We start from the raw sequence: 24,185 nt of genomic DNA on the forward strand, positions 1-24,185 counted from the left end.
CAAACAAGGAATGGCATCATGGATGAAACGACCCGCAACGAGCTTGAAAAGCTGCATGGCAGGATCAACGATTTGAAGGAGCGCGTCGTCTCGCTGGAAGCCCAGCAGCCGCATATCAACGCTGCCCTGTTGCGCATCGAAGGCAGCGTCGAAAAACTCGCAAACCGCATTGGCAAGGCGCTCTGGGCGGTCGTCGCCATCGTGCTGACACCGCTTGCCGGGTTGTTGATCAAGGCGATCGTCTCAGGCGCGCTGGCGCGGTTTCTGTAGCTTCGGGCTGAAGCGTGGCGCGGCCTGCGTCCAGAATAGCCGTGATTTCACCCAGACAACTTTCCTCGGCCCATCCTGCCGCCATCCATCACAACAAGGCAGCACACATGACCCTCGTCTTCATCCGCATTCTCTTGCGTTACCTCGCCGCCGCCCTCGTCACCCGGGGGCTGATCGCACCCGATCTCGGCGAGATGATTTCGCGTGATCCCGATGTTGCTATGGCGCTTCAGGTCGCCTCTGGCGCACTCATCGCGGCAACAACCGAAAGCTGGTATTATCTGGCGCACCGCTGCGGATGGGCGAAATGAAGTGGCTGAGCGACCTGCTCTTCGGCGGCATCATCGAGAAATTCACCGGCCCGCTGCTCGCTGCCTATCAGGCAAAACTAGAGGCTGAAACCGATCAGCAGAAGCTTGCTGCCGAAGAAGCGATCAAGGGCATCGAGGCCGCTCGCGATATCGCCGTCGCCGAAACTACCGACCGCTGGAGCGCCACCCGCCTCGGCCGCCTTCTCATCGTCATCCCCTTCGGGCTCTGGTGGGCGGCAATCTACATGGTGCAGATCCTCAATCCCTGGTTTGGCCTCCACCTCGTCGTCGTCGATGTGCCGCCGCGCATCAATGACATGGCGCTGGTGCTGATCCCGGCCATCGTCATCGGCGATGCCGGCGCGCTGCTCGCGCGGCGTCTCAAAAGATAATCAGGACACGCCCTCAACCATCTGCTGCCATCATCATCCCATCAAGAGAGCGCTGGGTTGGGGGCCGAATTCCTCCGGTGACCTTGCGAAACGCCTTCGGCCGGAGCCAGGCGCTCTCTTGATACTTCTTTCATTCTTCGACTGGGAAATGCCGACCCTGACCGGGTTTACCGCCGAACAGTTTAAAGCGATCGCCGAAAAGCTGCCGTGCGAATAATCCGATCATTCACCCTGGCTTTCAACGAGATCGGCACGAGGCGGACAAACCGCCAGCCTCATTCTCCATGACCGTTCGGCTCGGAACGCGAACCCGCTCTTTGCGAAATCCCGTATGGCAGCCTGTTGAGGCCGGCTGCGTGTTCGCATCGATGGATTCGGGAGATTTTCGCGCATCCATCCGTCACATCTAGCCCATGACCGCATCACGCGTTCTTCGCATTCTCCTCCATCCAGGCGCGATGACGCTCCTCATCGAGATGCGCCTTCATGAAGAAGGCTTTCGATGCCGGGATGGCGTCTTCGTGGCGCAAGGCGCGCTGATAGGCAGTGACCGTATCGTCCTCGTTGGTTTTCATCGCCTTCAGGATGGCGCCGTCGCCGATAATATCCGCAAGCGCGATCTTGCCCGTCGTCAGCATCTGCTTCATGTCGCCTTCGGTCGGCGCCTGAATGCCGAGTTCGCGCGCCATTTCCCTGAGCACGTCGAGATGCTGCAGATGATCTGCCTTGAAAGCCGCGATCTGGCCGGCGAACAGCTTGTTGTCGAGGCGCTCGATGCAGGAATCATAGGCCGCAATCGCATCATGTTCGAGATAGATGAGATCCTTGACCAATTCCTTGATGTCCGATTCGTTGCCAACCATTGTCACCATCAGTCGTACTCCTTTGTGCCTGGAAGCAGACAAACACATAGGCGGCACGGTTGTTCCCGCATGGAATTCGCCTTTTTACCGGCTTGGACATGGAGTTTTACGCCCTACTCCCGGTTGCCCACTTCCGTGTCGCCCATAAAGAGCCTAAACTTAAGGCCACACTAAAATGCCTTTCGGGGGGACATGGGCATGGGGAGCAAGACGACAAGGCAGCGCAGCCGCCACTGGAGCGCCGTCGGCGCGACGGCCGCAACAGCATTCCTGGCTGCCCAAACCGCAATGGCAGCCGATGGAGCAGCGGCGCAGCCCTATCACGCCGCCCTGACCAACCATGTGCCGGGCTTCATCACCGCGCCGGGTGAGACCGATTATCTCTTCGTCGCCGTCGTCGTGCTGCTGCTGGTGATCCTTCTCGTCATCGGCAATTTTTACTTCCAGCTCCACGCCGTTCCCGAACGGATCGCCCACCGGGCCAACAAGGGCCAGCTGGAGATCGTCGCGGTGCTGGCGCTGATCTCGCTCTTCACCCACAATCATATCTACTGGATCATCGGCCTGCTGCTCGCCCTCGTGCGCATCCCCGATTTTTCGACGCCGCTCTATTCGATTGCCCGCTCGCTGGCCCGGCTCGCAAGCCGCGATGCCGAAGCCGGCCGCGCCGCCAGCATCTCGCCGGCGGCCACTGTTCCGCCAGTCGCTGAGCGGGCGGCCGGTGCGCCGGTGATCGCGATCCCAGTCGCCAATGCCCCAGTCCCAGATACCCCAGCCGCCAATGCCCCGGTAAAAGGCGCGCCGATCGCCCCGGTGCCGGCCGCCGCTACGCAGCCGCCCCGCCCGGCAAATCTGCTGCATGATGGCGCCAAGCCCGGCGCGCAGACGATCCAGCCGGCCATCAAGACCGGTCCGCGGGGGGAGGATATCTGACCATGCTCGAACTCACGCTCTGCTCGATGCTGACCATCCTTCCCGATTATCTCTACCGACGCTATGTCCAGGACAAGCGTATCGGCCGCGAAATCACGCTCTACAGCATGTGGTACGAGCTGCGCTGGGGCATAACCGCCTGTCTGCTGCTCACCATCTCGCTGATCACCATGATCTTCTATTTCCATCCCTCCACGAAGAGCGTCACTGCCGTCTTCCGCACCGTCACCATACTGCCGGAAGCCATCGGACGGGTCGACGAGGTTTATGTCGGCGTCAACCAGAAAGTCGCAGCCGGCGCGCCGCTCTTCCGCCTCGACGATTCCGCCCAGAAGGCTGCGCTCGATGTGGCGCACAAGCAGATCGCCGAGGTGGAAGCTGAGACCAGGGTGGCGGAAAGCGAGCTTGCCAGCGCCGACGGCGTGATCCGGCAGGCCGAAGGCGCCCTGCAGGTCTCGATCGACGAGCTGCAGATGAAGACCCAGCTTCTGAAGAACGACGCCGTTGCCCGCCGCGAGGTAGACCGGCTCACCAATACGGTCGAAAGCCAGCGCGGCACGGTCAGCGCCGCCTATGCCAACAAGGAAACGCTGCAGACCAAACTCAACGTCCTCCTGCCGGCAAAGAAAGCGAGCGCCGAGGCGGCCTTGGCACAGGCCCAGGTCGAGCTTGACAAGACGGTCGTCAAGGCCGGCGTCAGCGGCACCGTCCAGCAATTCACGCTGCGGCGCGGCGACGTGCTGAACGCCATGTTGCGTCCGGCCGGCATCCTCGTGCCGGAAGAGGCCGGCCGCGGCACGCTGGTTGCCGGTTTCGGCCAGATCGAGGCGCAGGTCATGAAGCCCGGCATGGTGGCCGAAGCCACCTGTGTCGGCAAACCCTTCACCATCATCCCGCTGGTGGTGACAGAGGTGCAGGACGTGATCGCCGCCGGCCAGCTGCGCCCGACAGATCAGCTCGTCGACGTCACGCAGCTGGCAAAACCCGGCACGCTGACGGTCTTCCTGCAGCCCCTCTTCCCCGGCGGCCTCGATGACGTGCCCCCCGGCGGCAGCTGCATCGCCAATGCCTATACCAACAACCACGATGCGCTCGCCGACCCCGGTATAGGCACCTTCAAATGGATCGGTCTCCATGTCATCGATGCGGTCGGCGTGGTGCACGCCATGATCCTGCGTATGCAGGCGCTGTTGCTGCCGGTTCAGACGCTGGTGCTGACGGGGCATTGAGGCCGAATATGGCCCTTATGCTCGGGACAAGCCCGAGCATGACGCCGCGTGGCGGCTGACGCAGCCTTGCGAAACGCTTCCCGCCCCGCCACCTATGGGGTATGCCCTCACCCCTCAAGCATTCCATGAACCCCGCCCCCTTCACCCGCGCCCTTGCCCTTATCCCCGAGGGCTATGGCGAAGGCAGCTTCGAGGGCCGCCGCTGGGGCGCGACCGTCAAGCGCTCGGCCGACGGCAAGCGCATCTGGCTCTATGCCGAGGATCTCGCCGGTACCGATATCGTCAGCTTCAACTTCTATCTCCTGCAGGCGAGCGGCGGCACGCTGAAACCCTGCGAAATGTCGTCGGGAAAGGTCATCGCCTTCGTGCTCGGCTACCAGCCCGACAAGCAGGATCAGCCCAGGCTGCCGGCGAAACGCTCCGCAAGCCGGTGATGCCTAAACTCGTCTATGACGAAATCGATGAATACCCGCGTCTTCAAGGGCAGCAACGTCCTGTTGGCGTAATAGATCGAGATCGGCCCGATATCGCCATACCAGGAAGGGACGAGCCGGATCAGTTCGCCGGTGTCGAGAAAAGGCAGCGCGTCAGGCTTGGAAATCAGCGTGACACCGAGGCCAAGAAGGGCTGCACCCCGCATGGCGGCGGGATCGTTGACGACGATCCTTGGCGTAAGATCGACAGGCTGCTCCTCTCCCGCTGCGTTACGCATCTGCCGTTGCGGAATGCGCCCGGTATTGATCGATTTCATGACGATGCCGTCGAGCCCGGCAAGCCCGGCCGGATCGACCGGCGGCACGCGGCCCTGCATATAGGCGGGTGACGCCACGGCCACGAGATGGGCCGGCGCAAGAGGCCGCGCCACCACGCCCGAGGCAAGCTCGAAACCGCCGCCAATTGCCGCATCGTAACCCTCCCCGATCAGATCCACCTGCCGGTTCTCGAACATCCATTCCGGCCGCACCAGCGGATAGCGTTTCATGAAATCAGGCAGCATCGGCAGGATATAGCCCGTGCCTAAACCCGACGGCAGGCTGACCTTCAGCACGCCCGCCGGCTCCTCCTGCTCTTTGGAGATTTCGGCGATCGCCCCCTGCAGCCCCTCGAGATGGTCGCGCATGGAAAGGAGAAAGCGCTCGCCCGCCTCCGTCAGCGTCAGGCTGCGCGTACTGCGGTGAAAGAGCCGGAGCTTCAGATTGGCTTCGAGCGCCGCGACATTGCGGCTGACCGCCGCCGGCGTCAGCCCGAGCCGCCGCGCCGCCGCCGAAAAGCCGCCAAGCTCGGCGCTGCGCACGAAGGATTCGAGATTTGCCAAACTCTCCATCTCAGAAGCCTCTCCATCGTCACCTTCAAGGAAGACTTGAAACTGATACCAGGCACTCCTGTCTTATCAAAGGGGAATGACGGCGCGATATTGGCGCCATCGAAACCAACGCGACCTTTAAAAAGGAAACTTGTCATGTCCATCGGCATCATCGGCGCCGGCAATATCGGTTCAGCCTTCGCCCGCGCTCTCTCGCGCAACGGCATCGCCGCCACCATCGCCAATAGCCGCGGTCCGGAAACGCTGGCCGAGCTCACCGCAGAACTCGCCCCGCATATCACGGCCGGCACCCTCGAAGAGGCGGCAAAAGCCGATATCGTCCTCATCGCCGTGCCCTGGTCGAAGCTGCCTTCCGCCCTTGCTGGCCTGCCGGAATGGGCCGGCCGCATCGTCATCGACGCCAATAACCCGATCGAGGCACCCCTCTTCAAGCCAGCCGAACTGAACGGCCGCCTCTCCAGTGAAATCGTCGCCGACCTCGTGCCCGGCGCCCGCCTGGTGAAGGCCTTCAATCACCTCTTCGCCAATCTCGTCTCGGCCGACCCGCACGCCGAAGGCGGCAGCCGCGTGCTCTTCTATTCGGGAGACGATGCGCAAGCGAAGGCCGGAGTCGCCGATCTCATCGCCCGCCTCGGCTTTGCCGGCGTCGACCTCGGCTCGCTCAAGGTGGGTGCGGCCCTGACGCAATTCCCCGGTGGCCCGCTGCCGGCCCTGAACCTCGTCAAGTTCGGCTGAAGGAGAAGCACCATGTCACCTCTCGAAACCGCAAAAACCTTCTTCGCCCATTGGAGCGCCAACCGCATCGAGGAGGCGCTCGCAATGCTCGCCGACGACGTGCTCTACGACAACGTGCCCCTGCCCGATATCACCGGCCGCGAAAACGTCCGCAAATTCCACGCCGATTTCGGCATCGGCACCGCCTTCGAGGTGGACTGGCAGGTCACGCAGATCGCCGCGTCAGGCAACGTCGTTCTGAACGAGCGCATCGATATCTTCACCCACGAAAGCGGCGGCCAGATCACCCTGCCGGTCATGGGCACGCTGACGGTGGAGAAGGGCGAAATCACCATCTGGCGCGACTATTTCGATCTCGCGAGCTTCGAACGGCAGCTGGCTGCGATCAAGCGGTAGCAACTCAAAGCTCGGTCACGTCAGCGGACGGGGCGCCGCTTATTGCTGCTGAAACGCCAGCCTCACGCCGAGCGCCATGTAGATCGAGCCGATGACTTTGCCCTGCCAGCGGCCGATCGCCCGGTTCCTGTTGAGCCAGCCACGCACCGAGCCGGCGCCGATCGCGAGCGCCGATGTCACGCAGATGCTGAGCGTCACGAAGATGATGCCGAGCAGCGCGAATTGCCCGATCAACGATCCGCTCTCGGGATGGACGAATTGCGGCAGGAACGCGAGGAAGAAGAGCGCCGTCTTCGGGTTCAGGATCTCCGTGAATATCCCCTGCCGGAAGGCCCTGCCGGGGCTGATCTCAGGCGCAGCCGCCATATCGAGATTGCCGGACTTTTCGATAAAGGCCCGGTATCCGAGATAGATGAGATAGGCGACACCGATATATTTGACCACCTCGAAGGCGAGCGCCGAAGTCGCGAGCAAGGCCGAAAGGCCGAAGGTCGCCATGGTGGAATGGATGAGATCGCCGACCCCGATGCCGAGCCCCGTTGCAATGCCGGCCCGCCTGCCGCCGCTCACCGATCGGGCGAGAACCAGCAGCGTCGCAGGCCCCGGAATCACCATCAGCCCGAGCACGACGAGAACATAGGTCGTCAAAACAGCGATGCTCATCTTCGATTTCCCACCTTCGGTTTCCATGCCTGAAATAGCCGCCGTCAGATTAACGGCTTCGGCCGCCGGTGCGATATTCGAAAAGTTACGTTGCGACAGCAGCCGGGAAACCTATCCTGCGAGAACGTGCTTGCGTAAAGCACGGAATAGGCGCAGCATTCGAGCATCGGCAGCCGCTTCACAGGCGCTACCGGTTTGGGCTTTAGCCCTGGCCCCAACGAAAGGAGGACGCGATGTCTTCCGACTTTTATCCGTCAAGCCTGTCGCGCAATCTCATCCGAACCGGCGCATTCGCCTACCGCGAGAATGTGGCGCTCGGCATTCTCAATCGTGCCGAAGACGCCGCGCGCCAGCAGCGTGATCGTTTCGAAGCCGTCGGAAGTTTTGCCGCCTTTCCCGATTTCAGCCATGGGCCGCAGGCCGGCCGGGGAACAAACGCATGGCCTATCCATTCCCTGGGGCAGTTGCGCCTTTCCACATTGGCAGCCTCTCTGGACAAGCGTTCGGGCATCGGACCCCTGCCCCTTTGATACCGTAGCGACCGCCGGCCAGCCGGCGGCAGGCCGCAATACCTGATCTGTCCCGCATCACCACACCAGGAGGAAACCATGGCCAAGGGTCAAGTGCGCAGCAACAAAGAAGCCCGCAAGCCGAAGAAAGACCGCTCTGCTTCAGCGGCACCTGCTGCCGCACCCGGCGCGCAGGTCAAGATGGCAAGCAGCAATACGGGCAGCGACAAGAAGAAATAACGCTCGCCTGTTCCGGCGCGACGACCTTTCGGCCGTCCGCCCATCGTCCGAGAGGATAACAATATGACCACCGACAAGCGTGCAGCGGAAAATCTCTTCCGCGCACAGCAGCCAGAAAAAGCCTCCGATGCCGAAAAGCTTCAGGATGTTCGCAGGCGGCTGCGCTTGAGACAGCGCGAAACCAGGCAGGACGAACGCCGCCAGCGCCAGAAGACGCGGGCTGGCCAACCCGTCGTTTCATCCTGAAACCGCCGGCCCCGAAGGCCCGGAAGACCCCAGAATGGCTCGGCCATATCAAGGAACGAGCAAGGACGATCACGTGGCAGAATTCAACTATATGACAGAAGCCGGGCTTTACACCGGCAAGACATTGCGTGGCACCCGTGCCCCCCGCTATAAGCGCTTCGAAACCGTCGCAGAAGCGGTGCGCTTTGCCATGGAAGACATGCCGGGCTCGCAATTGCGCGGCTGTGTGCTGGAAGTGAATGAAGCCCGCTTCGACGAAAAGCAAATCCGCATGCTTTACGATGCGCCCGCCTATCCGCTTTCGCGCAGAGAGAAGTGAGGGGCGTCACCCATGGTCAGTGCCGCCTCATGAAAATAGGGAGGCAGGATGACGATTTTCTCCGTCCGCCACATCACGTCCTACCATTACAAAAAGCCGGTGCATTTCGGCCAGCACCGGCTGATGTTCCGCCCCCGCGACAGTTTCGACCAGACGCTTCTGGGCTGCAGTCTCGATGTTTTCCCCGGGCCGGCATCGATCCGCTGGATCCACGATGTCTTCGGCAATTGCATCGCGCTCGTCGAGTTCGCCGCCGCCTCCGCCGAACTGCGCTTCGAATCCGTCATCCGCCTCGATCATACGGCCCAGGTCCCGCTCGATCTCTCGATCGACACCGAGGCGCTGAACTTTCCCTTCGCCTATGACGAGGACGAGGCGGTCGATCTCAAACAGACCATCGTCAGGCACTATCCCGACCCCGCTGACGAGGTCGGCAGATGGGCGCGGCAATTCGTACCCCTGGGCCATCAGGCGCGCACCGGCCATATCCTGATGACGCTCTGCTACGCCATCCACGAGAGCTTCAGCTATGCCAGGCGCTCCGAACATGGCACGCAGCCGCCTCTCACCACGCTGCGGCTGCGCAGCGGCACCTGCCGCGATTTCGCGCTGCTGATGATGGAGGCGACCCGCTCCCTCGGCTTTGCCGCCCGCTTCGTCACCGGCTACGTCTATGTGCCCGATCGCGACGGCTCGGTGACACTCGGCGGCGGCGCGACCCACGCCTGGTGCCAGGTCTATCTGCCGGGTGCGGGCTGGGTGGAGTTCGATCCCACTAACGGCATCGTCGGAAACCGCGACCTGATCCGCGTCGGTGTGGCCCGCGACCCGCGCCAGGCGGTGCCGCTCTCGGGTAGCTATGACGGCGGATCGGGCGATTTCGACAGCATGCGTGTGCAGGTCAACGTCACCACCGAACAGAATATGATGCCGCAAGAGCGAGGTGACGGAACGCCTGGCCCACTTGTGCATTCGCCTGCAGGACGTTTGATTTGACCAAGGGAACCACAATCCCATGAAGATACGTGCAGGCTTTCACATCGGCTATGAATGCAAACACGAAACCCCCATGCTGCTGGTCCTCAACGTCCATCCCTCCCGTCGCGTGGATCTGCTTACCGAACAGGCGCTCGTCTTCGACCGGCCGATCGAGGCCTGGTCCTATACGGACAGCTTCGGCAATACCTGCAGCCGCATCACGGCGCCACCGGGTCTCACGACCATCTCCACCGAATTCGAAATCTATGACAGCGGCCAGCCCGATCCCGTACCCGAAGACGCCCTTCAACACGCCATCAACGATCTGCCTGACGACGTGCTCGTCTACCTGCTCGGCAGCCGCTATTGCGATACCGACAGGCTCGCCGATTTCGCCTGGAAGACCTTCTTCAAGAAGCCGCCCGGCTGGCCGCGCGTCCAGGCGATCCTCGATTTCACCCACAAGCGCATCGCCTTCGATTACCAGAAAGCCGATCCGCTGCGCACCGCCTTCGGCGGTTATACCGACCGATCGGGCGTGTGCCGCGACTACGCCCATCTCGCCGTCACGCTCTGCCGCTGCATGAACATCCCGGCGCGCTACTGCACCGGCTATCTCGGCGATATCGGCGTGCCCAAAGACCCGAACCCGATGGATTTCAGCGCCTGGTTCGAAGTCTATCTCAGCGGCCGCTGGTACACGGCCGACGCCCGCCACAACACGCCCCGCATCGGCCGCATCCTGATGGCGACAGGCCGCGACGCCACCGACGTCGCCATGTCGACGGCCTTCGGCCCCGCGCTGCTCAAACGATTCGAGGTGATCACCGAGGAGGTGCCGGTTTGATCGGCATGGTCGCATTCAGGCCCGCTTCAACGCCGCGAGATCGCCGCTTTCTAGCGCCGGCAGATTGGCCTCGATCTTGTCGATCGGCCAGTCCCACCATGCAAGGTCAAGAATCTCGCTGATGATCTCGACGGGGTAGCGCATACGGATGATGCTCGCCGGATTTCCGCCGACGACCGCATAGGGCGGCACATCGCGGGTGACGACCGAGGAAGCGGCGACGATCGCCCCCGCGCCGATCCTGACGCCAGGCATGATGACGGCGTCATGGCCGATCCAGACATCGTGTTCGACCACGGTATCCTTCACCGGCAGATCCTTGTAGCCGAAGGTTTCCGGCTTGAAGATGCGGAACGGATAGGTGGTGATGCCGCCCATCGGGTGATTGGCCGAACTGGTGATGAAATAGCTGCCGCGGGCAATCTGCACGAACTTGCCGATCGCGAGCTTCTCCCGGCAACCCGGCCCGAGATAGGGTGCCAGGATCTCGGCCGTCTCCTCCAGCTTTCCATAATGCGTGAAATAGCTGTAATCGCCGATCTCCATGCGCGGATGATCGATGACATTCTTCAGGTACACCGTCGTCTTCGAAACCTTGCCATCGGGATAGGTGATGGGAAAGACTGAATTCGCATCGAGAAGCGGCATGGAAAGACCTTTGCGCGGAGTTTTGCGGCAGCAGGTGCTGCGCCGGACGGAATCCAGGAGCAGGATTCCCTATAGCCGATCCATCGGCAGGATCCAAAATCTCTCGCCTTCAACCAATGCCCGCCACCCTTCATCGCCCTCTCACATCCCCGTGCTAGAGCAACTCCCGCAAACGGGGCAACAGTCTTGTGCCCGGAATTGCCTGAACAAAAGCCCCGTCAAATGGCGGCGCCTTATGGACAGAGCGCCGCCGACGCCTATCTGCCGCATCTGTAAATTCAACAGGAGGGAAAGCCATGTCAGAACTCGTGGTGCTTGGTTTCGATACCGCCGATAAGGCGGATGCCGTGCTCAACCGGCTCGTCCAGCTTGAGAAGGAATATCTCGTCGATCTCGAAGATGCCGTCATCGCCGTGCGCGACCCCGCCGGCAAGGTGCGCCTGAAGCAAAGCGTCAATCTGACGGCCGCAGGTGCGGCAAGCGGCGGCCTCTCCGGCGCGCTCTGGGGCTCGCTCGTCGGCCTGCTCTTCCTCAATCCGCTCGCCGGCATGGTCCTCGGCGGCGCCTTCGGCGCAGGCTCCGGCGCGCTTGCGGGCTCGATGACCGATTACGGGATCGACGACGACCTCATCAAGAAACTCGCCGACACCATCCCCGTCAACAGCTCCGCCCTCTTCCTGCTCTTGCGCAAGGTGCAGCCCGAAAAGGTGCTGGCCGAATTCAAGGGCGAACACGCCACCATCCTGCGAACCTCGCTCTCGCCGGAGCAAGAGGAGCAGTTGCGCAAGGCGCTGGCGACGACTGCGGCTTGAGAACTCAGGGTAAAGACGAAAGTGCCGGGCGACAAACTTGCGCCCGGCACATGCAATCAGAGATGCTCGATGATAGCTACTCTTTGAAACTATCAAAAAGAGCCTTCACAGCCACATGCGCCAAGCCGACGATCTGCGCGAGATTCTGTACGAGCAGCAGTGGAAGCAGCCACTCATATTTCGTGAAATCCCATTCTCCGGTTCCAACTTTCACCAGCAGAATTGCCTGAAAAGCAATCAGCCCCCCAATTACGAGCATCATGAAGCGCGACCAATCTCGCTTACTATCATGATGAGAGTTGAAGGCGCGGAGCCTGGCGAAAGCAAGCTCACGCTCGGTTTCCGCCGTTGAATCCTGCTCTGTCGGCGGAGGTGGCTCCGGCCTGTCGGTCGCAACGACCGAGCCCTGCTTTTCGATCTCGGCGAGAACCTCGCTTTTCGTCGGCGTTTCAGTCGACATGCTTGAGGCGGTTCTCCATCATTTCCCGGCTTACGTCGAATACCGAAGCAAGCGCCGACACCGGTGCGCCTCGCACCTGCATCAAAAGATGTCTTGGAACGAGGAGTTCGGACGCAAAAGCGTTTGCTTCCTGCTCGAATGCATTATTGTCTTCAACGCGCTGAAAACGCGGGAGAACCGGATAGGATTCAGGTTTCGCTAGGAAGGCATTTCGATGCAGTACCCAATGCCCCAGCTCATGAGCAATTGTGAAGCGCTGTCTAGCGATAGGGTCGGCCTTGTTTACGTAAATCCGCCTTGCGTTAAAATCCAAGAGACCGGCGACAGACTCGGCGTATTTCCCCATATCCTGGAAAACTACGTTGACTCCGTTTTGCTCGGCCACTTCAGCGACCGGAATTGACGGAGCACTGTAAATTTCAACAAGTTTCCGCGCCTCCGCACGCGCGCCGGAAAACTTAGGGCGAGCCTTGGCGTGCATGGCAAAACTCATGACAAAGCCCTCCTGTTATTCAAACGGAAATTGCCCGGCACCAAACCGGGCTACTGCTGCCTGATATAAGGCAGATTCGGTTGAGCTTCAATTATGGGGCGGGTCGTCCTTGCTACTGGCGTAGGTGAAATCAATCACCCCCGCACCTTAATCACCTCCCCCAACGGTGCCTCCAGCCGAAACTCAAACCCCGCCGCCTCATAGCGCAACTCCGCCTTCCCTTGAAACGAAGCCGGCAGCAGCCTCCCGATCATCCGCGCCCCAAACCCTTCCCTGCTCGGCGCGCTGATCTCGGGCCCGCCGCTCTCGCGCCATTCGAAGGTAAACTGCGGCTCGCCTTCCGCATCGCTCCCGATGCCCCATCTGAGATCCACCACCCCCGTCTCATTGCTCAGCGCCCCGTATTTCAAACTGTTCGTCGCAAGCTCGTGCAGGGTCAGCGTCAGCATCAGCGCCTGTTGCGGCGCAAGGTCGAGATCGGGGCCGGAGATGCGGATGCGCTCGCTGAAATCGCCGACCGAGGTCAGTCCGGCCTGGACGAGGCTGTGCAGGCCAGCATCCGCCCACGCCGTTTCCGTCAGGATATCGGTCGCCCGCCCGAGCGAGATGAGGCGCGCGCTGTAGGTCTCGGCCGCCTCAGTGAGATTGTCGGCCTGACGAAAGGTCTGGTTGGCGATCGATTGCACGAGGCTCAGGACATTCTTCAGCCGGTGGCCGAGCTCGTGGTTCAGCATCTGCTGGCGCTCGCGGGCATTCACGCGCTCGGTCACGTCGGTAGCCATGCCGAACCATTCGGCGATCTCGCCCTTCGCATCGAAGATCGGGATGGCGCGCGCAAAGGTCCAGCCCTCTTTGCCATCGGCCCGGCGCACGCGGTGTTCGAGCTCGAAGGGCCGCCGCTCTCGAATGGCATGGGCAACCGCCGCGCGGATCCGCGCCCGATCCTCGGGAAAGAGATAGTCTTCGATCCAGCGCACCGTCGGCCCCTCGACATCGGAGCCGCGGCCGTCGAGCTGGCGCATCTCCTGCCAGTCCGCGCTCATGCGGTAGACGGCATCGGAACTGGCATTGATCAGTGCGCGCATACGCTCCTCGCTGCGGCGCACCGCCTCCTCCGCCCGCCGCCGCTCGGTGATGTCCTGCATCACGGCAAGCAGCCGCGGCGGCTTCCGGCTAAGGCGGGAGACGAACATTTCCAGCACCATCTCCTGTGGCTTGGACTCCCGTTCGAAGCGGATCGGCTCGCCCGTCTCCAGCACCCGGTCGTAATCGTCGTACCAGTCTTCCACCTCGTTAGGGAAGAACTCGCGGATCGTGCGGCCGGAGAGATCGGCGATGCCGAACATCGCCTGCATCGCCTTGTTCATGGCGATATAGCGATAGTCGCGCCGCCCATCGGCGCCGACAGGCAGCTGCTCGATGATGCAGGCCCCCTCGTCGATGCAATCGAACAGCGCCCGGTATTGCGCCTCGCCTTCGCGCAACGTCGCTTCCGCCTGCTTCCTGTCCTCGATGTCGCGAAAGATGATGGCGACCTGCCGCTCTTCGGCCGCGCCGATGCGGAGGACATGAACCTCGTGCCAGCGCCCGCCGGGCGCATCGGCCTGATACTCGAAGCGAGCGGACTCGCCCGTCAGCGCCACCTTGCCGTAAATATCGAACCATCCCTCATGGCTCGGCGCGAGCTCCCGCATCGTCCGCCCGGCGGCCCGGAGCAGCCCCGTCTGCCGCTCGAAGGCCGGGTTGGTCAGCAGGAAACGACAGTCCCGCACCCGGCCATCGTCGTCGAACAACACCTCGATGGTGCAGAAACCATCATCGATAGCATCGAAGAGAATTCGGTAGTGATGTGCGCTATCGTTCTCTGCCATCCCCGCCCGACCGGAGCCATGTGACTCGGTACCCATCCAACCCGCCTTCGCGGCCGCTCCTATCCCCACCTGCCACAGGCGCATGGCTGGATGCAGATGCATCCGCCGCTGATCGCCCGGGCCTGATTAACGGCCATTCCTGCTGCGTAATTAGCGCTGGGCGGATGATTTCCAAGGGAGGGTCACACGGACGGTACGACTGGGCCAAAGCGGCTTGGGTTAAACCCGCCGCCGGTCCATCTCGGCAACCTCCCGCGCATATCCAACACCTGACCAGGCCCCGTAGGAACCGATCACATAGAGGTTCTGTTTGGCGCGCGAGACTGCGACATTGAAAATATTCGGCGTGCCGGCAGCCCAGGCTCGCGCACCATTTTGTGATGCCTTTGGAGCACCGAGAACGACCATCACGCTCTCGGCCTCACGCCCCTGGACCGTGTGTATGGTGCCGATCCGGTTGTCGGCCCATTTTTTGATATCGGCCCTTAGCGAACCAAACAGCGCCGTCTCGCGCTCGAGGCGACGCCGCAATTCCTGGGCGACGATACGGAATGGCGTAATGATGAAAAGATCCGGGTCCGCTGCCCCGGCCTCGGCGATCTGCTTAAGCAGCCTCACCACGAATTCACCCTCTGCAGGGCACCATTTGGAGTCCGCCTCGCCATCAATATCGAACCAGGCCGATGGACCTATCACTGCACCAACCATGCCGGGGTTACGGGCCGAGGGCGCGTGAACCATCTGCCCATCGTAGGCGATCCGGTTTGAGATTCCGAACATTGGCTCCTGGCAACGGCGATGAACCAACAGCGGAATGCCGACTTTGCGCGGCCCCTGATCGGATCGGAAAGCAGCTTGAAACGCGGAAGAACGATCGGCAAGCGTTTGCGCTGAGGCTTCGGGTGCAGCCCAAAGTGGCTTGTCGATTTTGAAGAACTTGCAGATTTCGGCATTCAAGCGCTCCGGCAATGTAACGACAGGCGGAATCTGAAGCGGATCGCCGACGACGACCGTCCGCCGCGCGCGCATGACCGCGCCGACTGCCGCCTGCGGAAGCGCCTGCCCTGCCTCATCTATCAGCAGCCAGCCGATACTGCCGGCCGGCAGATCGCCCAGCATTCGCTCGACAGATGCGAAGGTCGTTGAAAGGACGGGAATGACCATGAACAAGGTGGACCAGAGCTCTCCCAGAAGTTTGCGCTTTGCATCATCCTGTGGCGGTCCGCCCGAGAAAATGTCCATGAGGACGCTGAGATTATGGAGTACCTTCTGCGCGGCCGCATCGATAAATGCGCGGTGGACGGCAAGGGCGGCGATGAAGAGCTCCTCGCGCTTGCGATGCAGGCTGTCCGGCAGCCACGGGGAAGCCAGGTTCGATGCCTCATGTCCCCTGGCGAAGAAGACAGCATCGACCACCCGGCCCCCGAGCTCCGCCCTGTGCCGCTCGACGCTTCCTGATGTTTCGGCGATGCTTTGCCGCAATGAGGCGATCACTCCTTCAAGTCGGCGAATATCGGCGGTCAGCATATCGAAGCTTGCCGTCGCCCTGTCCGACGCCTCTTTGGCTGCCGAAAATGCACCTCTCGCCAGCGATGCCGCCTCCACTAGAGGCGCATGTGCATAGGACCAGTCTTTCCAGCGCCGTGTGTGGAAAAGGCGAGAGAAAAAGCCCGGTCGCAAAATCAGATGATCGGAGACGTTTCGCTCGCACCGGTCCCTGGTGGCCTGCGTATTTGCCAGATGCATTTCGAGCTTGACCTTATCTGCTTCGGCGCCGGCACGACGTGAGAAGGATTGCTTTAGCGCCCCCTCCTTCCCCGAGAGCTTATCCCGGATATCTGCCAGGTGGAGGCAAAGCTGACGGACGGTTTCAAGCGCCTTCAATTCGACATCGATTTCGCGCTTCAGCCTCAGCAGCTTGTCTCTGGCGCTCCGCCATCTGGTTTTGACGACCTGCGGCGCTGGCGGCTTTTCCGACAGGACGACGGCAGGCGTGCGTCTCTCTATGATCTCCCCGGTCTCGGGATTCTTGATCTCGCGTACCACGGGATCGCCCTTGACCGCCTTCAGATAGAGACGGAAGCCATATTCCTTGTGCCACCAGAATGACTGCTGGAAATTGAATCGGTTCCCTGCATTGCCGAGCACAGCCGCAATCAGGCCCCAGGTCTCGACGGGATCGGGACGATCGTCCTCGTCATCGGCGTCGAATATCCGCGGCCCGTGAACGATATCTGAGATCGATCGGAAATAGCTCAGTTCCTCGACTGACCGTCCCACAGCTTTTGTCGCCGGCAGTTCGCCGCTGACGTTTTCGACTGCCTTGTTGTTGCTTGAGGCCACAAGTACCTCATGGCCTTTGAGGCTTGGGGCAAGAGTATAGAGCTGGAAGAAGCCGTTATCGCCGGCCTTCACCTTTTCGCCCGATGGTGAAAATGCGGTCTCGGGATCGTCGAATGCCGACATCGCCAGCGCCCGATCAAGCACACTGCCGGCTACGATATCGCGAAGAAGCGTGGTCTTGCCCGTGCCCGGAGGACCATTGACGGCGATCATGCCCTCGCCCTTGGCCAGCTCCGCTCGCGCAAGATTCACGGCGGCCTGCTGCAACAGAACAAGCGGATGTCCACCGGGGCTCGGCCAACGCGCCGCCGGCATCATTGCTGGAGCAACAGCCTTTTCCAATGCCTCCCTGTCGGTCAGCAGGTCTGGCGCATCATCAGGTCTTTCCATACCCAGATAGCGCCGCACACCACCAGGCACAGTCCCGTTACCAACAAGGGAGCTGGCACGGGACAGATCGCCGATGAAGAAGGAATTGAGCAGCGAGGCCTCGGGCGCATTCTTGGCCCTGATATGGTGATAGACGCGCAATGCAAATGACGGCGGCTCGATAAGGCTGTCAAGCAGACCAAACTGTTCCACCAGCCAGCGATACGTCCGTTCGATGGTTGCAAGGTCGAGAGGGATCGGAACACCGTCGTCGTCCACACGGCGCACCATTTCGTCCAGTTTTTCGAGGATCTTGCGTTCGACGCCAGGCCAAGCGCCAAGGCTCGAAAGCTTCCGCTTCAAGGCAAGGGGCAGCGCCCAGGCAAAGCTGGATATGGCGATACCATTTTCCTCAACAAGCACACCCTTGCGGTCAACGAGAATAGCTGCAATCGCAGCCTTTTCTCGTAACCGCGCACCGAGTTCCTCATCCTGGCCGAATGCCTTGACCAGCTCTTCGGTAGCCTTGTCCATAGGGATGGAGCCGAGAATGACCTGATAGTAGAGCTGATGTTTCGGTTTTGAGAGCTCACCCCGCTCCCACGGAAGCGGCGACATCTTAAGCTCTGCGACGCGTCTACGTTCGCCCGCGGCCAAATCCTCCGGCCGCCGATAAGTTTGCGGCGATAACGCTTCGAGAGCCGTCCATGCCGCAAGGATCGCTTGCGGTTCATTCGGACCCTTGGGAGGCGGAACTGACGGAAGTTCGCCCAATTCTATCTTTTCAGGTGTAGGCCCTTTTTGACGTGAACTCGCAGCGACACGCGGCGAAAGCGCACTCACGGCTCCGCTGCGATCGCCGGCACTATTATACAGCGGCGGTGTGACCGGGGTGGCGGTGCGTTCGGTTGGGCTTGAGCGGGACCGCGTTGCGGGAATCCGCTTTAAGGCTTCGGCAATCCGTGAACGCAGCCTTTGATTTCGATCTCTAACTTTCCTCTTCCCCAATTCGTAATCGATCGCGTTGAGGATCTTCGATTCTGTCTGATTTCTCTCAAATAGTTCTTCAAGCTGCTCGATAGAGTTCGACAGATAGGGGCGAACGTCCGGCATCGATGCAAGTCCTTCCCATCCGATCGCATACGCATGCCCAGCGAGCAATCATAGCAATCGTATTGCCTCATAGGTTGTTGGAAATGGCCATATCACGAACCAGCTCGTCTCAGGAAGATGCCGCGTAGTCCATCCGTCTGGCTCGGCGCCATCGCCGCTCTAAGGCACCACCGCCAGCACCGGCGTCGCCGTCGTGAGCGCCGCCTCCACGATCCCGCCATCAGAAAGAACCACCCTCGCCTCGCCGGTCTTGCGGGCGCGGTCGAGTTTGGCGAGGATCTGCCTGCCGCCGGCAAGGCCACAGATCGAAAGCGCGCCGATCGCACCGGGCTCGATGCCATCGGCGGGCGGAAAGAAGAACACCGCGTCGTCCCAGATCGACAGCGGACCGGAGGAGGCCCGCACCTCGGCGGCGATGATCCGCCGATTGCGGCTGGCGCCGATCGAAAGCTGCGCCTTGTCGAGCACGGCCTGCGGCAGTGGCTGCGGTTCGGCAAGCGGGCGCACTTCGCCATCCTCGCCGATCACGGCCGAAAGCAGGATCTTCGGCCCCGGCCCGTCGCCTTCACTGGTCGTGCCGGCACGCCCGGCAATCCCCGCATGGTGCATGACCTCGCTCACGGATACGCCGAGGAAGGCGGCGATCTCCACCGCCTCCTCCATCGTCATGCGGCGCTTGCCCGAGAAGGTGCGGGAAACGGCGGAGGCATCCTTGCCGAGATGGCGGGCGAGCGCGCGCAGCGATTGTCCCCTGCCGTCAAGCTGGTTGTGAAACCAGTCGCCATCGATCTCAGCCATCGCGTTCCCCCATCAGCGCCCCATGCACATATGCAGTGTTGCTTATTTGTTGCAAAAAACGCAACGAGGCGCAAGCAACCGCACCGGGCTTTTTAGCCTCAACCTTTGACATGGTTGATCTGCTCAAGTTGCATCGTTACCCGGCCTCCGGCCGGGAAAATGACCCGTCTGGTGTCGAAACATAAAAGATAGGTATTTTTTCCTATTTTGGATTGACGTTGCGATTTCGACAACATAATCTCAACTCCAACAACAAGGGCCGCATCAGATGAGGGAGGATCAGCATGGCTAAGGCGAAGACGCCCTGGCAGAAAGTCGCCGCCAAATTTGCGCTGACGCCTTCCAGGCTCGCAGCCGAACTCCAGCGTCATCGCTCCAAGATCTGCAGGGCGCTCAGGGACGAACACGGCCTGATCAACGGCCGCGACCAGCTGCTGCTCTTGCAGGCGGCAAAACGCTGCGGCGTAACGCTTGCCCCTTCGGACATGACGCCGGAGGAGGAGGATGCGTAAGGAGCCGCTTTCCATGCTGGCGCAATCGGATCTGATCGACACGCTGATCGGGCGCTGCGTCATGCGCGACGGGGCTGCGGCCGGCGAGACGCTGCTCTTCATCGATAGCGAGACCCTTGACGACCTCGTGCATCTCGCCAACCGGCTGCGACGCCTTGCCCTCTTCGAAGACCGCATCCGCGCGATGGCGTCTCAATAGGCATCGGCCGCGCCGAAAACCAATCGGAAAACCAATTCGCCAAATCAGTTCGCCAAATCAATTCGCATTGTCACCAAACTTCCAGATCCAGTGAGGACCGATATGCAGACGATCACCACACGCCCGCCAGCAGCACCCGCGCCCGCCCCGCTCACCATCACCAAGCCTCTGCTCTGCCCCTGCTGCAAGCGGCCGGTCACCACGCCGCAGCCGGAGATCGTCATCGACCGCTACGGCCTGACGCCGATGGAAGGCCGCATCTTCCAGGCGGTCTGGAAGGGCAAGGGCCTCCCCGTCATCACCGAGCGCATCTTCACCGCCATGTATATCGATGATCCCGACGGCGGCCCCTCGCCTGACAAGATGTATCTCGCCTTCAAGGTTGCGCTTTGCCACATGCGGCAGAAGCTCGAAGGCTCCGGTATCGGCATTGCCACTGTCGGCTATCGCCGCGGCTACCGGCTGGTGCTGGAAGGCAAGTTTCCGGCCGCCGCATCCCGCTGAATCTCCGGCACGAATAGGTGAAATGACCATGGCCGCCGCCCGTTCCGCGCCGGCCATGTTGCGATTATAACAACACTCCTTGCAAGAGCCGCAACATGCCTTCAGATGTCGAACGGCTTCGCCGCGATGTGTCGCTGTCCGAGACGGCGGCGCGCTATGGCTGCAGGCTCAAGAGGAACGGGCATGAGCATGTCGCCTGCTGCCCCTTCCACGCCGAGGAGACCCCGTCCTTCACCGTCTTCAGAGGGCAGGACGGCATCGAGCGCTTCCATTGCTTCGGCTGCGGCGCCGGCGGCGATGTCCTGGATTTCGTGCAGCAGATCAGGGGTGTGAATCTCGCGCAAGCCGTCCGTATCCTCGATGGCAACAGCCATCTCGATGGCGGCGATCATATCAGGCCGAACCTGGCCCCGCGCGCGCCGCAGGGGCGCGACCCCTACGAGGGCATCACAGCGCTTGCCCCTCCGTCCGAGCCGGTCAAACCGCGCGCCCGCATCCGCCTCTATAACCCCAAGCGCAAGGGCGACCGCTCCGAATGGGGTTCATTTTCTCCCTCCATGGTCTTTCCCTATCGCCACGCCGACGGCACGCTGATCGGCTATGTGCTGCGCCATGACCTCCCCGATGGCGGCAAGGAAACGCCGATGGTCATGTTCGCCCGCCTGCCCGACGGCAAGGAGAGCTGGTGCCGCTATCCCTTTCCCAAGCCGCGCCCGCTCTATGGCGTAGAAACGCTCGGCAAGACGAAGCAGGTGATCGTCGTCGAGGGCGAAAAATGCCGCGACCGGCTGGCGGCGAAAACGGGCCGTATCGTGCTCTCCTGGGCCGGCGGCACGCAGGGCGTCAAACACACCGACTGGTCGCCGTTATCAGGCCGCGATGTGGTGATCTGGCCTGATTTCGATCCGCCTGGCCTCTCGACGGCAGACGAGATCGCCGCCATCCTCGCAGGCCTCGGCGCCCGCGTCCGGCTGACGGGTTTTGCCGATGCGAGTGCCGCCTCGGATATCGCACACTTCGCCTATTGCGACTGGCAGGCGGGCCGCCTTCCCGGCCGTAGCTGGGATAGTGCCGATGCCGTCGATGCCGGCTGGACGCGCCTCGAGCTCGATGCCTTCATGCGCGCCACCATCCGCCGCCACGTGCCTGCCCCGGTCAAGCCGCCGCCGGCAGCGGAAGAGCAGAACCGGCAGGCGCCGAAGGCCCCGCCGACCGGCGCCGACGGCATAGACCGCATGCCGGAATGGTTTCCGAGCCAGCCCTTCGGCTCCGAAGTCTGGCTGGCGCGCATCTTTGAAGAGCACCTGGCTGAAGCCTGCGGCGGGCGGATCGTCCGCGCCGACGGCAAATTCTGGGCCTATGGCCCCTCCGCCTGGCGCCCCATTCCCGAACAGAAGCTCCGCCTTGCCATGCATGCCTTCGATGCCGTCGGCATCGGCCCGAAGGAAAAGCCGCTGAAGCTCGGCAGGCACATGATCGACGGCATCCTCAACGAGTTCGGCACCCGCACTGCCGATGCCGGTTTCTTCCGCAATCCTGCCATCGGCGTCAACGCGCTGAACTGCACCATCACGCTGGATGAGGCCGGCAAGGTGATCTGCCGCCCGCATGAACCGGATGACCGCTTCCGCTTCACGATATCAGCCGATTACAACCTGCACACCGAAAACACTCCGCCCGAGGGCTCGCTCTTACACAAGCTGCTCCACGGCGCCTTTCAGGGCGATCCCGATGCTGCCCGCAAGATCGACCTCGTCGCCGAAATGCTGGGGGCTGCCGCCTTCGGCCTTGCCACCCGTATCCGCCAGCCGAAGGCCTTCATCCTGCTCGGCGAAACCGCCAGCAACGGCAAATCCACCATCGCCTCGCTCTTTCGCGCGCTCCTGCCCGAAGGCGCCGTCTCCTCCATCTCGCCTGCCTTCTTTAATGACGAGAAGCGCATCATCAATCTTTCCGGCAAGGCGGCGAACGTCGCAGACGAGTTGAGCGCGGCGGCCATATCAGGCGAGGAGTTCAAGGCAGCCGTGACCGGCAACCCGATCGAAGGCCGCAGACTTTACAAGGATGTCGAGAGCTTCATCCCCCGCGCACTCCATTGCTTCACCACCAACACGCTGCCTCGCTTCAACGGCGGTATAGACCGCGGGCTTCGCCGCCGCCTCGTCGTCATCCAGTTCAACCGCAGCATTCCCGAAGACGAGGTCATCCCCGATATCGCCGAGCGTATCGCGAAGGAAGAGCTGGAACTGCTGCTCGGCTTTGCCGTAGCAGGCGCCCGGCGGCTGAAGCGCAACGGCCACTACACCATCCCCGAAAGCTCGAAGGAGGCGCTGAACGCCTGGCTGCTGCTCGATCCACTCAACGAATGGTTCGATATCCGCATCGAGCCCACATCGAACGAACCCGCAGGCGGCTGGCTGCGCACCGTAAAACTCTTCGAGGACTTCCGCAAATGGGCGATCGAACAGGGCTATCGCGAAAGCTTCCTGCCGCCCGTCAACACCTTCTCCCAGCGCCTGAAATCCATGCCCGATGTGCACCTGGTGCGGTTCGCAAGCGGGATGGTGGCGCAAGGCGTGAGGCTGAAGGAAAGCGCGATGAGCGCCGCGGTCAGCTACGCCGATGTGTTCTGAGACACGCGGACAGCGAAAGCGCAGGATAAAGGTCATCCAGCTCGCCATCCTGAAGCTTCGTAACAGAGGCGAACTGCAGGAATCGTAACGAGCTGGCGTGAGTTGCCTCGCCTTGTACCGGCATTTCCGGCGCGGCATTCCACCCTGCGGATATGCCGATAGCCCTAATTGATTAGGTTTCATTCCGGAACGATCTCTCAGGATTATGGTTTTGGTACCGGCCTTCAAAAGCCGGCCGCCGCGCCCCACTCCGTTTTTCCTGTAGCGGAGGCGGCGGTCCCCCTTGTCGTGCAACAGGCACAACCGTTGCCGTTCGATCTTGTCGCGATCCATCAAAAAGGAACGCGGCATGACCAGCACGAATTTCTCCGAATGCCTCTCGATCACGCTTGCATCCGAAGGCGGCCTCTCCCTGGAGCGCACCGATCCCGGCAACTGGACCGGCGGCAGGATCGGCAAGGGCACGCTGAAAGGCACCAAATACGGCATCTCGGCCGCCGCCTTTCCCACCCTCGACATCCGCAGCCTGACGCTCGACGACGTCAAACCCATCTACAAGGCCAGATACTGGGACGAGATCGGCGGCGACACCCTGCCTGCAGGCTTCGACCTCGCCACCTTCGACTACGCCGTCAACTCCGGCCCCGCCCGGGCGCTCCGCGACGCCCAGGCCGTCATCGGCGCCCCCGCCGACGGCAAATCCGGCCCGCTGACCCGCGCCAAAGCCGCAACCGCCGGCACCAGGGAAATCAAGGCCCTTTGCGCCCGCCGCCTGAGCTTCATGCAAAGCCTTGCGATCTGGAAAACCTATGGCAAGGGCTGGTCGGCGCGCGTGGCGAAGATCGAGGCGAAGGCGGTCGCGATGCATCTCCGTGGGCAGCCGAGCGTGGATGCGAAGGCGGCGCTGGCGGATGAGGCAAAGAAGGCCGAGAAGGCGGCCGCAACGCTGCGGAAGGCGGGAGCGGCAATTGCCGTATCGGCGTCGGGCGGGGCCGGAACGGGCGCGGCGCTGCCGGCGGAGCCGAATTTGCTGGTGCTTGGTGGGGTGATGGTGGTGGGGCTTGTGGCGGCGGGCTTGCTGGTGGTGAAGGCGGCAAGAGAGAAGGAACGCGCAGAGGCATACCGGGCGGCCGGGCGGTAAAGACGGAAGCTGATCCTCTCGGGTGTGAACGTCA

At 62.0% G+C, this 24,185-nt stretch carries 29 protein-coding genes; 20 read left to right on the forward strand and 9 right to left on the reverse strand.

The window, feature by feature from the left end; genetic code table 11:
- Window positions 1-18: 18 nt before the first annotated feature.
- The 3 genes from FHT92_RS10450 (at window position 19) to FHT92_RS10460 (ending at window position 973) form a co-directional block, all read left to right on the forward strand.
- Window positions 19-270 (forward strand): hypothetical protein, encoded by a 252-nt coding sequence (locus FHT92_RS10450; protein ID WP_183739868.1) that lies wholly within the window; start codon window positions 19-21, stop codon window positions 268-270.
- A 107-nt stretch (window positions 271-377) separates the two neighbouring features.
- Complete coding sequence (locus FHT92_RS10455) at window positions 378-581, forward strand: hypothetical protein (protein ID WP_183826201.1); 204 nt, start codon at window positions 378-380, stop codon at window positions 579-581.
- Window positions 578-973, forward strand: coding sequence for a hypothetical protein (locus FHT92_RS10460; protein WP_183824599.1), 396 nt, complete (start codon window positions 578-580; stop codon window positions 971-973). Before FHT92_RS10455 ends, FHT92_RS10460 begins: the two co-directional genes overlap by 4 nt.
- 422 nt (window positions 974-1,395) lie before the next feature.
- Here FHT92_RS10460 and FHT92_RS10465 read toward each other — a convergent pair whose 3' ends face one another.
- Window positions 1,396-1,845, reverse strand: a complete 450-nt coding sequence (locus FHT92_RS10465; RefSeq protein WP_183824601.1) for a DUF2383 domain-containing protein — start codon at window positions 1,843-1,845, stop codon at window positions 1,396-1,398.
- 189 nt (window positions 1,846-2,034) lie between these two features.
- Here FHT92_RS10465 and FHT92_RS29845 point away from each other — a divergent pair, with 189 nt between their 5' ends.
- From FHT92_RS29845 to FHT92_RS10480, 3 genes are all read left to right on the forward strand, one after another.
- Window positions 2,035-2,769 carry a hypothetical protein gene (locus FHT92_RS29845; protein ID WP_409527150.1) on the forward strand — a complete coding sequence of 245 codons (735 nt, stop codon included), beginning with the start codon at window positions 2,035-2,037 and terminating at the stop codon, window positions 2,767-2,769.
- A 2-nt stretch (window positions 2,770-2,771) separates the two neighbouring features.
- Window positions 2,772-3,998 (forward strand): HlyD family secretion protein, encoded by a 1,227-nt coding sequence (locus FHT92_RS10475; RefSeq protein WP_183739877.1) that lies wholly within the window; start codon window positions 2,772-2,774, stop codon window positions 3,996-3,998.
- 125 nt (window positions 3,999-4,123) lie between these two features.
- On the forward strand, window positions 4,124-4,432 hold the full coding sequence (locus FHT92_RS10480) for a hypothetical protein (protein WP_246735213.1): 309 nt from the start codon (window positions 4,124-4,126) through the stop codon (window positions 4,430-4,432).
- Here the strand turns inward: FHT92_RS10480 and FHT92_RS10485 are convergent.
- The gene (locus FHT92_RS10485) at window positions 4,393-5,322 is read right to left on the reverse strand and encodes a LysR family transcriptional regulator (protein ID WP_183824606.1); all 930 of its coding nucleotides are present in this window, start codon (window positions 5,320-5,322) and stop codon (window positions 4,393-4,395) included. The two genes, FHT92_RS10480 and FHT92_RS10485, sit on opposite strands and share 40 nt — an antisense overlap.
- Before the next feature lie 135 nt (window positions 5,323-5,457).
- On the opposite strand from FHT92_RS10485, the gene FHT92_RS10490 reads away from it, so the two are divergent.
- Both FHT92_RS10490 and FHT92_RS10495 read left to right on the forward strand, forming a co-directional pair.
- Window positions 5,458-6,057 (forward strand): NAD(P)-binding domain-containing protein, encoded by a 600-nt coding sequence (locus tag FHT92_RS10490; protein ID WP_183824608.1) that lies wholly within the window; start codon window positions 5,458-5,460, stop codon window positions 6,055-6,057.
- A 12-nt stretch (window positions 6,058-6,069) separates the two neighbouring features.
- Window positions 6,070-6,453 carry a limonene-1,2-epoxide hydrolase family protein gene (locus FHT92_RS10495; RefSeq protein WP_183824612.1) on the forward strand — a complete coding sequence of 128 codons (384 nt, stop codon included), beginning with the start codon at window positions 6,070-6,072 and terminating at the stop codon, window positions 6,451-6,453.
- 39 nt (window positions 6,454-6,492) lie between these two features.
- On the opposite strand, the gene FHT92_RS10500 is transcribed toward FHT92_RS10495, so the two are convergent.
- On the reverse strand, window positions 6,493-7,116 hold the full coding sequence (locus FHT92_RS10500; RefSeq protein WP_183824614.1) for a LysE family translocator: 624 nt from the start codon (window positions 7,114-7,116) through the stop codon (window positions 6,493-6,495).
- Between the two features lie 233 nt (window positions 7,117-7,349).
- Between FHT92_RS10500 and FHT92_RS10505 the strand changes: the two genes are divergently transcribed.
- The 6 genes from FHT92_RS10505 to FHT92_RS10530 all read left to right on the forward strand — a co-directional run bounded on the left by FHT92_RS10505 (window position 7,350) and on the right by FHT92_RS10530 (window position 10,255).
- Complete coding sequence (locus FHT92_RS10505) at window positions 7,350-7,646, forward strand: hypothetical protein (RefSeq protein WP_183739894.1); 297 nt, start codon at window positions 7,350-7,352, stop codon at window positions 7,644-7,646.
- Window positions 7,647-7,724: 78 nt separating this feature from the next.
- On the forward strand, window positions 7,725-7,865 hold the full coding sequence (locus FHT92_RS10510; protein WP_183739897.1) for a hypothetical protein: 141 nt from the start codon (window positions 7,725-7,727) through the stop codon (window positions 7,863-7,865).
- Window positions 7,866-7,928: 63 nt separating this feature from the next.
- A complete protein-coding gene (locus FHT92_RS10515) occupies window positions 7,929-8,111 on the forward strand; it encodes a hypothetical protein (RefSeq protein WP_183824617.1) in 183 nt (60 codons plus the stop codon).
- A gap of 73 nt (window positions 8,112-8,184) precedes the next feature.
- Entirely contained in the window at window positions 8,185-8,430 is a 246-nt protein-coding gene (locus FHT92_RS10520) for a hypothetical protein (protein WP_183824620.1), read from the forward strand.
- A 48-nt stretch (window positions 8,431-8,478) separates the two neighbouring features.
- The gene (locus FHT92_RS10525) at window positions 8,479-9,426 is read left to right on the forward strand and encodes a transglutaminase family protein (RefSeq protein ID WP_183824623.1); all 948 of its coding nucleotides are present in this window, start codon (window positions 8,479-8,481) and stop codon (window positions 9,424-9,426) included.
- 19 nt (window positions 9,427-9,445) lie between these two features.
- Complete coding sequence (locus FHT92_RS10530) at window positions 9,446-10,255, forward strand: transglutaminase-like domain-containing protein (RefSeq protein ID WP_183824626.1); 810 nt, start codon at window positions 9,446-9,448, stop codon at window positions 10,253-10,255.
- A gap of 15 nt (window positions 10,256-10,270) precedes the next feature.
- On the opposite strand, the gene FHT92_RS10535 is transcribed toward FHT92_RS10530, so the two are convergent.
- Window positions 10,271-10,903 carry a CatB-related O-acetyltransferase gene (locus FHT92_RS10535; protein ID WP_183824629.1) on the reverse strand — a complete coding sequence of 211 codons (633 nt, stop codon included), beginning with the start codon at window positions 10,901-10,903 and terminating at the stop codon, window positions 10,271-10,273.
- Window positions 10,904-11,199: 296 nt separating this feature from the next.
- On the opposite strand from FHT92_RS10535, the gene FHT92_RS10540 reads away from it, so the two are divergent.
- Window positions 11,200-11,715 (forward strand): DUF1269 domain-containing protein, encoded by a 516-nt coding sequence (locus FHT92_RS10540; protein WP_183824632.1) that lies wholly within the window; start codon window positions 11,200-11,202, stop codon window positions 11,713-11,715.
- 76 nt (window positions 11,716-11,791) lie between these two features.
- On the opposite strand, the gene FHT92_RS10545 is transcribed toward FHT92_RS10540, so the two are convergent.
- The 5 genes from FHT92_RS10545 to FHT92_RS10565 form a co-directional block, all read right to left on the reverse strand.
- Window positions 11,792-12,175, reverse strand: a complete 384-nt coding sequence (locus tag FHT92_RS10545; RefSeq protein ID WP_183824635.1) for a hypothetical protein — start codon at window positions 12,173-12,175, stop codon at window positions 11,792-11,794.
- Complete coding sequence (locus tag FHT92_RS10550; RefSeq protein WP_183824638.1) at window positions 12,165-12,668, reverse strand: ImmA/IrrE family metallo-endopeptidase; 504 nt, start codon at window positions 12,666-12,668, stop codon at window positions 12,165-12,167. The genes FHT92_RS10545 and FHT92_RS10550 overlap by 11 nt, the downstream gene beginning before the upstream one ends.
- A 134-nt stretch (window positions 12,669-12,802) precedes the next feature.
- Window positions 12,803-14,539 (reverse strand): PAS domain-containing protein, encoded by a 1,737-nt coding sequence (locus FHT92_RS10555; RefSeq protein WP_183824641.1) that lies wholly within the window; start codon window positions 14,537-14,539, stop codon window positions 12,803-12,805.
- Between the two features lie 219 nt (window positions 14,540-14,758).
- Window positions 14,759-17,869 (reverse strand): DEAD/DEAH box helicase, encoded by a 3,111-nt coding sequence (locus FHT92_RS10560; protein WP_210278423.1) that lies wholly within the window; start codon window positions 17,867-17,869, stop codon window positions 14,759-14,761.
- 654 nt (window positions 17,870-18,523) lie between these two features.
- A complete protein-coding gene (locus FHT92_RS10565) occupies window positions 18,524-19,162 on the reverse strand; it encodes a helix-turn-helix transcriptional regulator (protein ID WP_183824648.1) in 639 nt (212 codons plus the stop codon).
- 284 nt (window positions 19,163-19,446) lie between these two features.
- Here FHT92_RS10565 and FHT92_RS10570 point away from each other — a divergent pair, with 284 nt between their 5' ends.
- From FHT92_RS10570 to FHT92_RS29625, 5 genes are all read left to right on the forward strand, one after another.
- Window positions 19,447-19,674, forward strand: a complete 228-nt coding sequence (locus FHT92_RS10570) for a hypothetical protein (protein WP_183824651.1) — start codon at window positions 19,447-19,449, stop codon at window positions 19,672-19,674.
- A complete protein-coding gene (locus tag FHT92_RS10575) occupies window positions 19,667-19,873 on the forward strand; it encodes a hypothetical protein (protein WP_183824654.1) in 207 nt (68 codons plus the stop codon). The genes FHT92_RS10570 and FHT92_RS10575 overlap by 8 nt, the downstream gene beginning before the upstream one ends.
- Window positions 19,874-19,975: 102 nt before the next feature.
- Entirely contained in the window at window positions 19,976-20,377 is a 402-nt protein-coding gene (locus FHT92_RS10580; RefSeq protein WP_183824657.1) for a hypothetical protein, read from the forward strand.
- A 95-nt stretch (window positions 20,378-20,472) separates the two neighbouring features.
- Window positions 20,473-23,010, forward strand: coding sequence for a CHC2 zinc finger domain-containing protein (locus tag FHT92_RS10585; protein ID WP_183824659.1), 2,538 nt, complete (start codon window positions 20,473-20,475; stop codon window positions 23,008-23,010).
- Between the two features lie 349 nt (window positions 23,011-23,359).
- Window positions 23,360-24,151, forward strand: a complete 792-nt coding sequence (locus tag FHT92_RS29625) for a glycoside hydrolase family 108 protein (protein WP_183824662.1) — start codon at window positions 23,360-23,362, stop codon at window positions 24,149-24,151.
- Window positions 24,152-24,185: the final 34 nt, after the last annotated feature.

Origin of the sequence: Rhizobium sp. BK377, assembly GCF_014193935.1 — a bacterium.
Taxonomy (GTDB): domain Bacteria; phylum Pseudomonadota; class Alphaproteobacteria; order Rhizobiales; family Rhizobiaceae; genus Rhizobium.

Coding starts and splice junctions, on each gene's coding strand:
- FHT92_RS10450 (WP_183739868.1), top strand. CDS start 19: ATGGATGAAACGACCCGCAACGAGCTTGAAAAGCTGCATGGCAGGATC.
- FHT92_RS10455 (WP_183826201.1), top strand. CDS start 378: ATGACCCTCGTCTTCATCCGCATTCTCTTGCGTTACCTCGCCGCCGCC.
- FHT92_RS10460 (WP_183824599.1), top strand. CDS start 578: ATGAAGTGGCTGAGCGACCTGCTCTTCGGCGGCATCATCGAGAAATTC.
- FHT92_RS10465 (WP_183824601.1), bottom strand. CDS start 1,845: ATGGTGACAATGGTTGGCAACGAATCGGACATCAAGGAATTGGTCAAG.
- FHT92_RS29845 (WP_409527150.1), top strand. CDS start 2,035: ATGGGGAGCAAGACGACAAGGCAGCGCAGCCGCCACTGGAGCGCCGTC.
- FHT92_RS10475 (WP_183739877.1), top strand. CDS start 2,772: ATGCTCGAACTCACGCTCTGCTCGATGCTGACCATCCTTCCCGATTAT.
- FHT92_RS10480 (WP_246735213.1), top strand. CDS start 4,124: ATGAACCCCGCCCCCTTCACCCGCGCCCTTGCCCTTATCCCCGAGGGC.
- FHT92_RS10485 (WP_183824606.1), bottom strand. CDS start 5,322: ATGGAGAGTTTGGCAAATCTCGAATCCTTCGTGCGCAGCGCCGAGCTT.
- FHT92_RS10490 (WP_183824608.1), top strand. CDS start 5,458: ATGTCCATCGGCATCATCGGCGCCGGCAATATCGGTTCAGCCTTCGCC.
- FHT92_RS10495 (WP_183824612.1), top strand. CDS start 6,070: ATGTCACCTCTCGAAACCGCAAAAACCTTCTTCGCCCATTGGAGCGCC.
- FHT92_RS10500 (WP_183824614.1), bottom strand. CDS start 7,116: ATGAGCATCGCTGTTTTGACGACCTATGTTCTCGTCGTGCTCGGGCTG.
- FHT92_RS10505 (WP_183739894.1), top strand. CDS start 7,350: ATGTCTTCCGACTTTTATCCGTCAAGCCTGTCGCGCAATCTCATCCGA.
- FHT92_RS10510 (WP_183739897.1), top strand. CDS start 7,725: ATGGCCAAGGGTCAAGTGCGCAGCAACAAAGAAGCCCGCAAGCCGAAG.
- FHT92_RS10515 (WP_183824617.1), top strand. CDS start 7,929: ATGACCACCGACAAGCGTGCAGCGGAAAATCTCTTCCGCGCACAGCAG.
- FHT92_RS10525 (WP_183824623.1), top strand. CDS start 8,479: ATGACGATTTTCTCCGTCCGCCACATCACGTCCTACCATTACAAAAAG.
- FHT92_RS10530 (WP_183824626.1), top strand. CDS start 9,446: ATGAAGATACGTGCAGGCTTTCACATCGGCTATGAATGCAAACACGAA.
- FHT92_RS10535 (WP_183824629.1), bottom strand. CDS start 10,903: ATGCCGCTTCTCGATGCGAATTCAGTCTTTCCCATCACCTATCCCGAT.
- FHT92_RS10540 (WP_183824632.1), top strand. CDS start 11,200: ATGTCAGAACTCGTGGTGCTTGGTTTCGATACCGCCGATAAGGCGGAT.
- FHT92_RS10545 (WP_183824635.1), bottom strand. CDS start 12,175: ATGTCGACTGAAACGCCGACGAAAAGCGAGGTTCTCGCCGAGATCGAA.
- FHT92_RS10550 (WP_183824638.1), bottom strand. CDS start 12,668: ATGAGTTTTGCCATGCACGCCAAGGCTCGCCCTAAGTTTTCCGGCGCG.
- FHT92_RS10555 (WP_183824641.1), bottom strand. CDS start 14,539: ATGGCAGAGAACGATAGCGCACATCACTACCGAATTCTCTTCGATGCT.
- FHT92_RS10560 (WP_210278423.1), bottom strand. CDS start 17,869: ATGTCGCCGCTTCCGTGGGAGCGGGGTGAGCTCTCAAAACCGAAACAT.
- FHT92_RS10565 (WP_183824648.1), bottom strand. CDS start 19,162: ATGGCTGAGATCGATGGCGACTGGTTTCACAACCAGCTTGACGGCAGG.
- FHT92_RS10570 (WP_183824651.1), top strand. CDS start 19,447: ATGGCTAAGGCGAAGACGCCCTGGCAGAAAGTCGCCGCCAAATTTGCG.
- FHT92_RS10575 (WP_183824654.1), top strand. CDS start 19,667: ATGCGTAAGGAGCCGCTTTCCATGCTGGCGCAATCGGATCTGATCGAC.
- FHT92_RS10580 (WP_183824657.1), top strand. CDS start 19,976: ATGCAGACGATCACCACACGCCCGCCAGCAGCACCCGCGCCCGCCCCG.
- FHT92_RS10585 (WP_183824659.1), top strand. CDS start 20,473: ATGCCTTCAGATGTCGAACGGCTTCGCCGCGATGTGTCGCTGTCCGAG.
- FHT92_RS29625 (WP_183824662.1), top strand. CDS start 23,360: ATGACCAGCACGAATTTCTCCGAATGCCTCTCGATCACGCTTGCATCC.